Below are 9,645 nucleotides of genomic sequence, written 5' to 3' on the forward strand. Positions count from 1 at the left end.
TCATATAGTTTTTATGAGTATCTCAACAGCTAAACGCTTCACAACATCGGAATATCACCGTTTAACTGAACTCGGCTTTTTTGCCGAAGATGACCGAGTTGAGCTAATCAAAGGAAAAATCATTGAAATGGCTGCAAAAGGTACACCACATTCTGTTTGTGAAACTCTTTTATTCAGGGAGTTGATTAAACTTATAGATGAAAATGCTTTGATAAGAAGTCAGCAGCCTATTATTATCAGTGATAATAGTGAACCTGAACCAGATTTAGCAATTGTTCGTAATGTAGATGATGATTATCTTTCCGCACATCCTAGCCCATCTGATGTTTTACTGCTGATTGAGGTGTCTGATTCCTCTTTAGAATATGACCAAGAAACAAAATTATCTATCTATGCTGAAGCGCGTATTCCCGATTATTGGATATTTAATTTAGTAGATAATTTTTTGGAGTGTTACAGCGAACCTTATCAAAGCTCACAAGGTCAATTTGGTTATCGTCGCAAGATAATATTTCTACCAAATGAATCAGTCAATCTACCGCGTTTCAATGATTTAGCATTGGATTTATCTAAAGTATTCCCAGGTGTGTAATTTATTTAAAATTTAAATAAACTATGAGTGCTGATCCAGTTTGGTGCTTGTTTAGAATAGAGCTTTCAGATGTAATCAATGTCTCTCAAGCTTTTAATCAAGCTATAAAGCGATCGCAAATTGCATATCAGTTACAAGATTATCTTAAAATCAGAACTGAAATTCTTAATCAGTTACCTTTCCAAAAACTAAATGAGTCTAATATTTATTTTCCTGATTGTCTGATTGAAAGACAGCAAAATTCTGATGTGTTCGACTGGGAAGATTTACATCAGACTTACCATTTATTTTTTCCCAAAACATTTGTAAAAATATTTGATACTCTATTTGTAGGCACTACTCCAATTATCTCTCAAAGAATGAGCCAAGCCCAACTGGAATTAATCATAACTAATCGTGTGTGTGCAACAGAAATGTTATGGGGTGCTTTAGGTTGGAAACGTGCAAGTAAACTTCCTGGTTACTTAGGAAATATATTTGTCCTACCAGAAGATGTTGCAAATGTTTTAGCAATCATAGAAGAAGTTTTTGCAGAAATAAGTGCTGATGAATTTGTTCAAGGAGCAAAGTCAATCGGATTCAGAGGAAACTGTAATGAAGATGATTTAGAAAACCTTGAATCAATCATTATGTCTTGTTTTCGTACTGTTTTACAGGAAGGAAATGGGCTTTTAGCTTTGAGCCATCCACACATCGGTATTATGCCATTTCCTGAAAATTATTAATCGACCTCTTGCATAAATTAGATTATGCTCACTCAATAACTCTCCGCGACTCTGGTTACTGAGCGAAGTCGAAGTATGCGTCTCTGCGTGAAAAAAATATTCTCCTCATAAAATTAAATTTTGTAGAGACTGTTGTAAATCATTAGTGAACTCAGCAACAGCTTGCTTTGCACCTGCACGACTTTCTTTATATGCAGAAAAATGCTCAGATATAGATAGCGGCTGACCGATAGTAATCTTAACTTTTTGTTTACCTAATTGCGGACGTTGAAAATATTTATCACCTTTAATTTTGGCAATCATTTGCGATAAAATTAAAGTTGTTTCGGCAAACCTTTCAACTGAGGGTTTCGCTTTAATATAATTACCAGAAACCGCTACAAAACTTTCTACTAATCTCATGTGCCACATTCTTGCAGTCGCTTCTTCCGCAACGCGATCGCCTAAAGCTATCTCCACAGAAGATAATGTTTTGATATCCTTAAAATCTTCCCTAAATATATAATTCCAACCAGCTTGTTCTACACGCCGACAACGATCAGTTAAAGTACCTTTTGGTTGCAAGTTAAAATATTGTTCCGATATTTGCAATGCTGCATTTAATAAAGCTTGTAATCGCAATGCTAAGGCTTCATTTCTATCTTTAATGTCCGCGACAGTTTGAGCATCCGCTAACTTTTGATGATAAAACCGCGTGTAAAATTGCTCCATCAAAGTTAATAAATGTTCAGCTAAACCTAATAATCGCGGATAAAGTAATTCCATTGAAGGAATATTATCAGTTTTACCCGCATTCACAGGCAAACCACTAGCTGCTTCTAAATCACTCAATAATTGCGCGATCGCACTCCAAGGCGCAGCAGTATAACTATATTTCAACCCAACTGGTACAATTAAAACCTGTTCCGAGCGTCCGGATTTTTGTAAGTCTTCTGCACACCAAAAGCCTAACTGGGCAATACCGGGTTCCAATGGACTCATAATTTCAGATAATCCATTTGTCGCACCTTCTGGCGCAGCAGCCATCGGGAATCTACCATTAGCAAACAAATCACGCGCTGAACGCAACCCAGTCCAGTCAGCCTTACCGCGTTGGATAGGCGTTCCACCCAACCGCGAAGCCACCCAACCTGCATACTCACCTGCCCAGAGAGGAATGCCGCGATCGTAGATAAAATGAGCATGAATAGGAGATTGTAATGTTATACCCTGTTCTCGCGCGACCTTCGGCACAAGTTGAGACAGCAAGTAACCCAAACAAAAGGGATCATCTGTTTTAGGATGACGAAACGCCAACAAAAAGCGCACCTTTCCCCCTTGAAACTGACGATAAAGATCCGCCAAAATCTCAACATTGTCTGCTTCAATCTGGGAAATAGAAGTTTGCCATTGTATCCAACTAGGTAGAAACGTGTGAACAAATCGCAAAAATAAAGGATTAAACGCTGGCTGAATAAATTCTAGGGGTGGTTGCGCTTGATAAATTACGTCTGACAAGGTAAGTTTCTCCTGAAGTATGAAGCTAGGGGCTAGGGATTAGAGGTTAGGGAGATGATGGAAGTAACAATTGACCAATGACCAATGACAATTGACCGACTACTTTATACTTCATACTTGAGAAGATTTGCAATTGGAAAGGGATTAAACGATGCGACTGTCACAAATGTTATTCGTTACACTACGGGACGATCCGGCGGATGCGGAAATTCCCAGCCATAAGTTATTACTGCGTGCAGGATATATTCGTCGCATCGGTAGCGGTATTTATGCTTATCTCCCCTTTATGTGGCGGGTGTTGCAAAAGGTTTCTCAAATTGTGCGGGAAGAAATGAACGCCACAGGCGCACAAGAATGTTTGTTACCCCAATTACAGCCTGCTGATTTATGGAAAGAATCAGGACGTTGGGATACTTACACCAAAGCCGAGGGAATTATGTTTTCCCTAATCGATCGCCGTGATCAACAATTAGGGTTAGGGCCGACCCATGAAGAAGTGATAACCGCGATCGCGCGTGATATGATTCGCTCTTATCGTCAGTTACCGCTACATCTCTACCAACTGCAAACCAAGTTCCGTGATGAAATTCGCCCCCGCTTTGGTTTGATGCGCGGAAGAGAATTCATCATGAAAGACGGTTACTCCTTCCATGTCGATGAAGAAAGCTTGAAAAAAACCTATCAAGATATGTACCAAGCCTACAGCAATATGCTGCGGCGGGCTGGGTTGGCGTTTCGTCCCGTCGAAGCTGACTCTGGTGCAATTGGTGGTTCCGGTTCTACCGAATTTATGGTGTTGGCGGAAGCTGGGGAAGACGAAGTTCTCTACACTGAAGATGGTAAATACGCCGCTAACGTGGAAAAAGCTGTGTCTTTACCTGCTGATGCAGAAACCTCACCGTTTACTAGTTACGAGAAACGGGAAACCCCAGGAACAGACACGATTGAAAAACTCTCTTCATTCTTGAAATGTTCTCCTACCCAAATAGTCAAGAATGTCCTTTACCAAACAGTTTATGATAATGGCTCGACTGTGCTGGTACTGGTAAGCATTCGCGGAGATCAGGAAATCAACGAAGTTAAATTACAGAATGAATTGACGCGGTTAGCCGGAAACTACGACGCAAAAGCAATCATCGCCTTAACTGTACCCAGCACAGAAACCCAACAAACATGGGCGGCGAAATCTCTCCCGTTAGGTTACATTGCGCCAGATATTAGTGATGAATATATTGCAGGTAGCAAACAACTCCACACTAAATTTCTGCGGTTGGTGGATAAAACGGCAGTCGAGTTAAAAAACTTCGTCACTGGTGGGAATGAAGCTGGTTATCACGTAGTTGGGGTAAATTGGAATGAGCAATTTAAGCTACCAGAAAGTATAGTAGATTTGCGGAAAGCCAGACCAGGCGATCGCGCCCTGCACAATCCCGAACAAACTCTCTCTAGTGCTAGAGGCATCGAAGTTGGTCACATCTTCCAATTAGGCACAAAATATTCCCAAGCCTTGGGTGCAACGTATACCAACGAACAAGGGGAAGAAAAACCCTTGGTGATGGGTTGCTATGGTGTAGGCGTATCGCGGCTGGCACAGTCAGCAGTTGAGCAGTCTTACGACAAAGATGGGATTATTTGGCCAGTAGCGATCGCACCTTATCACGCGATCGTCACAATTCCTAACATTAATGATGCCCAACAAGTGCAAGTAGCCGAAAAAATTTATACCGAACTTAATCAAGCCGGAATTGAAACATTATTAGATGACCGTGATGAACGCGCCGGAGTTAAATTTAAAGATGCTGATTTAATCGGTATACCTTATAGAATTGTTACCGGACGCGCAATTGCCAACGGCAAAGTTGAAGTAGTAGAAAGAGCCACTCGACAATCTCAAGAAATTGCCATTGATCAAGTTGTAACAACCCTAAAACAATGGGTTACAGCAGCAATAGAAGTTAAAAATTAACCCCCAAAGAATTTAGCGGCAAGCTGCTGAGACTTATTTGTCGTTAAGGCAATATAACTTTTAAAGTTAGAGAAACAGGTACAGGTTATAGAGGAAAATTCTGTTCCCTATTCCCTGTTCCCTATTCCCTAATTCTTAATAATTTCCTAAATCTCACGAAACAATCAGATTTATAGAATTTGGCAGATGACGGATTTCAATTACAAATTCTAGAATTAGATCAGGACTATTTAGATTTAGCGATCGCATCATTTAAGCAGATCGAGCTATTCAGGAAATCTCGGGAAACTCTCAACTTATAAGTATCGTCCATAACCAGGCTGCTCTTCACATAAAAATTATTTCAGCCCTCAGTCAATCAGGAAGGTTTTTAATATGAATAATGAACCAAGACCTAATCGCATATCTTCAGGTGTCGTTGCAGCCGTCTCAGCCGCTGTGATTGGAGTTAGTGGTGGTGTAGCTTGGTTAACTACCCAGCCGTCACATAAAGCGCCTGTAACAACTAATCCAGCCAACCCTAATCAAAGCATTCAACAGCCAACACAACCAACAACTACCCAGCCAAATGAAAAAACTGCTCAAGTTTACTGGTTAAAACCCAAAGAAAGAAATGTAGCTTTAGTTCCTAAATCAGTTCAAGTAGCAGCTAACCAGCCTAACCAAGCCTTAGAAAGAGCTTTTCAGGCTTTATTAGAAGGGCCAAGCGATAGTACAGATTCCACAACTATTCCCAAAGGTACTAAGCTACTGGGCTTAAATGTCAAAGGTGATGAAGTTCACGTAAATTTATCAGATAGCTTTACCAGTGGCGGCGGTAGTACCTCAATGGTGGCGCGTGTCGGACAAGTTGTATACACAGGTTCCAGCTTGAACCCCAAAGCCAAGATTTACATTGACGTGAACGGCAAGCGTTTAGATGTATTAGGTGGCGAAGGTGTAGAGTTGCAACAACCCCTGACGCGTGAAAGCTTTGATAAAAATTATCCGCTTTAGTCAACTTTAATCAATAGTCAAGAGTCAATGGTCAGAAGTAATTATTTAGACCAATGACTAATGACTAATGACACCTGACCTAAATTTTTGTGTTGAGAACGCGAAAGTTACGAGCTTGCTGTTCTAACCTTGTAGCGATGCGATCGCATACCTGATTACACAATTCAAAAATCATTTCGTCTTCCACCCGATAGTAAGCGCAAGTGCCTTCACTGCGACGACTGAGGATTCCGGCTTGCCACATTACTTTCAGGTGTTTGGAGACATTTGCCTGCGAAGTTTGTGTTGCCTCTACCAATTCTTGTACACATTTTTCTTCATCCCGTAATAAGTGCAGTAGCCGCAGACGCATCGGCTCACTTAACAGGCTGAAATATTCGGCTACTTGTTGCACCACTTCCGGTGGTACAGGCAACGCTTGTTTCATCAGGAATGATCCGTAAAAACAGACAAGGTTAACAATCACTCATTTCATATATAGATTAATACTTAATCAGGGTTAATTCGCATCAAAGGTTGACCATATTCTACAGGTTCCCCATTTTCGAGAAGAATTTCCATAACTTGCCCGGAAATTTCGGCTTCAATTTCGTTCATCAGCTTCATCGCTTCAATGATACACACTGTTTGTCCTTTACGGACGCGATCGCCAACTTCCACGAAAGGCGCTTCACCTGGCGCGGGTGCGCGATAAAAAGTCCCTACCATTGGGGATGCAACTTCGACTAATCTTTGATCTATTGCTGAAGGCGCATTCACTGAAGTTTGTACACCAGCACCAGCCGCATTATCCAAAATACGCTCTGTGGAGAGCGTTGGTGCTATACCTCCTGCGGCAACTGTCGTCACTGCTGCCACACCACCAATAGCAGCTTGTGGTACAGCGTGATTGTTGAAACTCACAGCTTTACGTACTGTTAGCTCAAAGTCATCACTTTTAAGAGTTACTTCTGCAATATCTGTTTGTGCAATAGTTACCAGTAGTTGGCGGATTTCATTAAAGTCCAAAGGCACAGCTTTTATTACCTCAACCTGTCCGTAAATTAAGAATTTTTCAGTTATACCAATTTTAAAAATGATTCAGACTAATGGATTGACAGAACTCAGACTCAGACAGTCATTCCCAATCCAAAATCCGTCTTGAAAAGTTTGCTCAAGTCGGAAAACCCGCCCACGCAACGCCAGTTGCTACAACGGAGGGAACCTCCACAACGCACTGGCTCAACTTTTCGCAAAATTCAAAATGGTATGAAGGCAGGGATTTAAACCCTATACAGGAATTTAAATCGCAATTAGCTCTAAATTTAAGAGAAAATTTATTCCCTGCCTAAATATTTATCTTCACGAGTATCAATCCGAATCCGTTCTCCTTGAGAAATAAACAAGGGAACCATAATAGTTGCACCAGTTTCTACTATGGCTGGTTTAGTACCACCTGTAGCTGTATCACCCTTAACTCCAGGATCAGTCTGAGTGATTTCTAGCACTACAGAATTGGGTAATTCTACTTCTAGCACTTGCTCACCCCAACGAATCACATTGACTTCCATACCTTCTTTGAGGTATTTAACGCGATCGCCAATTTGCGTTGCGCTGAGTCGTCCTTCTTCATAGGTTTCCATATCCATAAAGACAAACTCATCGCCTTCTTTATAGGTATGCTGCATGGTGCTTTTTTCCAAAGTCGCTTGTGGCACAGTTTCCCCAGCCCGGAAAGTCTTTTCTAGAACCTTACCAGTTTGAACGTTTTTCAGAGTTGTGCGTACAAACGCCGAACCTTTACCGGGTTTAACGTGGAGAAAATCTATCACCCGCCATACAGACCCTTCTAATACAATTGAGACACCGGGTCGAAAGTCGTTACTAGAAATCATGAAGCTTTCAAATTTTGGAAGACAATCGGCATTTATTGTACCCTTCAAGCGGAGTAATTGGTTAATTAAGTAGAAGGCAGGAGGCAAGAGGTGAGGTAGCCCCCGTCTTGGCGGTTCCCGTCGATGGGGGACTGCCGAACCCGAAGGGCAGGAGGCAGAAGGGAAAAAGCAGCTTGTACCAACGTTTGACAAGTTGACACAATCATTTGTCATTTGTTATTCTTCATCGCTCCTCCAACTCCTAACTCCTTCCTAAAATACTCAGCACTCAGCGAGAAGTTGCGTGCGGGGGTTCCCCCCGTTGAGCAAACTTCGGTTACTCAGCACTCAGCACTCAGCACTCCTACTGTGGGAAGATTATTGATGGGTTCCGCCCAGTGAACAATATTCATGCTGCATTTGAGCCATACTCATGCTTAAGTTAATAAAATCCTGGCTAAAGTCCAGCCTAGTAACACTACTGTTGGTAACTATATTTTTAGGCATCAATACAGCTGGCTGGACTCCCTCCAGTAATGCCGCCTTACCCTCTGGCAATGCCATTACCGACGGCAAAGCCTTGTTGCGTTATGCACTCCCAATCAAAAATGAGTCTGTTCGGCAACTACAAGCCAGTCTAGAAGACATATCAACCCAGTTGCGGGCTAATCGGCGCTGGGGTGCGATCTCCAAAGACCTCAGTAAAGCATCCCGTGTTCTTGATAAGCCTTCACAAATCTTAGCAAGCGTCCCCGAAGAACGCCAACCCCAGGCCCAAGAATGGGTTGATGAGATAAAATCTGGTGTAGCTAAACTGCAAGAATTGACACAAGCTAAAGATAAAGAACAAATTCTGCAAGAGAGAAATAAACTGCTGAATTTAGTTTCTTTACTAGAAGAGTCAATGGTCAAAGGATTTCCCTTTGAAGTACCAGACGAGTATAGTAATTTACCCCAACTCAAAGGTCGTGCCACCCTGGAATTTAAAACCAATAAAGGCAACTTAACAGTTATTGTCGATGGTTATAGCGCCCCAGTTACCGCCGGTAACTTTGTGGATTTGGTGCAAAGAGGTTTTTATAACGGCTTAGAATTTACCCGTTCGGAAGAATCCTACGTCTTGCAAACTGGCGACCCAGCAGGCAAAGAGCAAGGTTTTATTGACCCAAAAACAGGCAAATACCGGGCTGTTCCTTTAGAAATTTTAGTAGAAGGGGATAAAGCACCAACTTACGGCATTACCTTAGAAGAAGCTGGTCGTTATCTAGATATGCCAGTTTTACCTTTCTCGTCCTTTGGTGCATTAGCAATGGCTCGTCCTGAAAGCGAAGTCAATGGTGGTTCTTCGCAAGTGTTCTTCTTTTTGTTTGAACCAGAACTTACCCCTGCTGGACGTAACTTGTTAGATGGACGTTACTCTGTATTTGGTTATGTCACCGAAGGCAAAGATGTTTTAGATACACTTAAAGCTGGTGACAAAATTGAATCCGTCACCGTAGTTCAAGGAATTGAAAATTTAGTTGAGCCGCAGGCTTAGATTAAGTATGAAGTGTGAAATTTCATACTTCACACTTCATACTTTACAGATTTCCCGCAGCGAATACTTGATCAGGTGCGATCGCTAATTCTGGAAAAGTCTGCGATACAATCTTTTGGTCAGCACTAAATACCGTTTCTTCGTAAAATCCTTCTTCCAGTAACAGTACAGTAATTTTTAATTCTAACGGGTCGACAATCCAATATTCTGGCACTCCAACCGCCGCATATTCAGAACGCTTATAACGATAGTCCCGCTTGATCGAATCAGGACTAACAACCTCTACAATCAGTAATGGTGCTGACTCAAACACAGCTGAAGCCTTCAGCAAGTCTCTTGCTTGCTCCTGTGTTAAGTAAGCCGTGGTGAAAATTTACAACTATGTAACAAGCAATTAAGTAGAAGAATTAGAGTTAAATTTTACACGTTGTGTACTATAGTTTCTTTTTTCTCCTCTTGTTTGAACTCCATTAATGACC

9 protein-coding genes and 1 pseudogene are annotated in these 9,645 nt (G+C 41.6%); 5 read left to right on the plus strand and 5 right to left on the minus strand.

Annotated elements, in window-relative coordinates; all coding sequences use genetic code 11:
* The first annotated feature begins 13 nt into the window (after positions 1-13).
* Complete coding sequence (locus IQ244_RS29315; RefSeq protein WP_193900207.1) at positions 14-592, plus strand: Uma2 family endonuclease; 579 nt, start codon at positions 14-16, stop codon at positions 590-592.
* A 23-nt stretch (positions 593-615) separates the two neighbouring features.
* Positions 616-1,317, plus strand: a complete 702-nt coding sequence (locus IQ244_RS29320) for a hypothetical protein (protein WP_193900208.1) — start codon at positions 616-618, stop codon at positions 1,315-1,317.
* Positions 1,318-1,422: 105 nt separating this feature from the next.
* On the opposite strand, the gene IQ244_RS29325 is transcribed toward IQ244_RS29320, so the two are convergent.
* Positions 1,423-2,814, minus strand: coding sequence for a 1-acyl-sn-glycerol-3-phosphate acyltransferase (locus tag IQ244_RS29325; protein WP_193900209.1), 1,392 nt, complete (start codon positions 2,812-2,814; stop codon positions 1,423-1,425).
* A 151-nt stretch (positions 2,815-2,965) separates the two neighbouring features.
* On the opposite strand from IQ244_RS29325, the gene proS reads away from it, so the two are divergent.
* Both proS and IQ244_RS29335 read left to right on the plus strand, forming a co-directional pair.
* Entirely contained in the window at positions 2,966-4,780 is a 1,815-nt protein-coding gene (proS, locus tag IQ244_RS29330) for a proline--tRNA ligase (RefSeq protein ID WP_193900210.1), read from the plus strand.
* Positions 4,781-5,155: 375 nt separating this feature from the next.
* A complete protein-coding gene (locus IQ244_RS29335; protein WP_193900211.1) occupies positions 5,156-5,776 on the plus strand; it encodes a GerMN domain-containing protein in 621 nt (206 codons plus the stop codon).
* Positions 5,777-5,855: 79 nt separating this feature from the next.
* Here the strand turns inward: IQ244_RS29335 and IQ244_RS29340 are convergent, their stop codons facing one another.
* From IQ244_RS29340 to efp, 3 genes are all read right to left on the minus strand, one after another.
* Positions 5,856-6,203 carry an ArsR/SmtB family transcription factor gene (locus tag IQ244_RS29340; RefSeq protein WP_193900212.1) on the minus strand — a complete coding sequence of 116 codons (348 nt, stop codon included), beginning with the start codon at positions 6,201-6,203 and terminating at the stop codon, positions 5,856-5,858.
* Between the two features lie 62 nt (positions 6,204-6,265).
* On the minus strand, positions 6,266-6,790 hold the full coding sequence (gene accB, locus IQ244_RS29345) for an acetyl-CoA carboxylase biotin carboxyl carrier protein (protein ID WP_193900213.1): 525 nt from the start codon (positions 6,788-6,790) through the stop codon (positions 6,266-6,268).
* A gap of 302 nt (positions 6,791-7,092) precedes the next feature.
* A complete protein-coding gene (gene efp, locus IQ244_RS29350; RefSeq protein WP_193900215.1) occupies positions 7,093-7,650 on the minus strand; it encodes an elongation factor P in 558 nt (185 codons plus the stop codon).
* A 412-nt stretch (positions 7,651-8,062) separates the two neighbouring features.
* Here efp and IQ244_RS29355 point away from each other — a divergent pair, with 412 nt between their 5' ends.
* Entirely contained in the window at positions 8,063-9,166 is a 1,104-nt protein-coding gene (locus IQ244_RS29355; protein WP_193900214.1) for a peptidylprolyl isomerase, read from the plus strand.
* Positions 9,167-9,209: 43 nt separating this feature from the next.
* On the opposite strand, the pseudogene IQ244_RS29360 reads toward IQ244_RS29355, so the two are convergent.
* Positions 9,210-9,521, minus strand: a pseudogene (locus IQ244_RS29360) (Uma2 family endonuclease); the annotation flags it as partial.
* Positions 9,522-9,645: the final 124 nt, after the last annotated feature.

Origin of the sequence: Nostoc sp. LEGE 06077 (genome assembly GCF_015207705.1) — a bacterium.
Lineage (GTDB): Bacteria > Cyanobacteriota > Cyanobacteriia > Cyanobacteriales > Nostocaceae > Nostoc_B.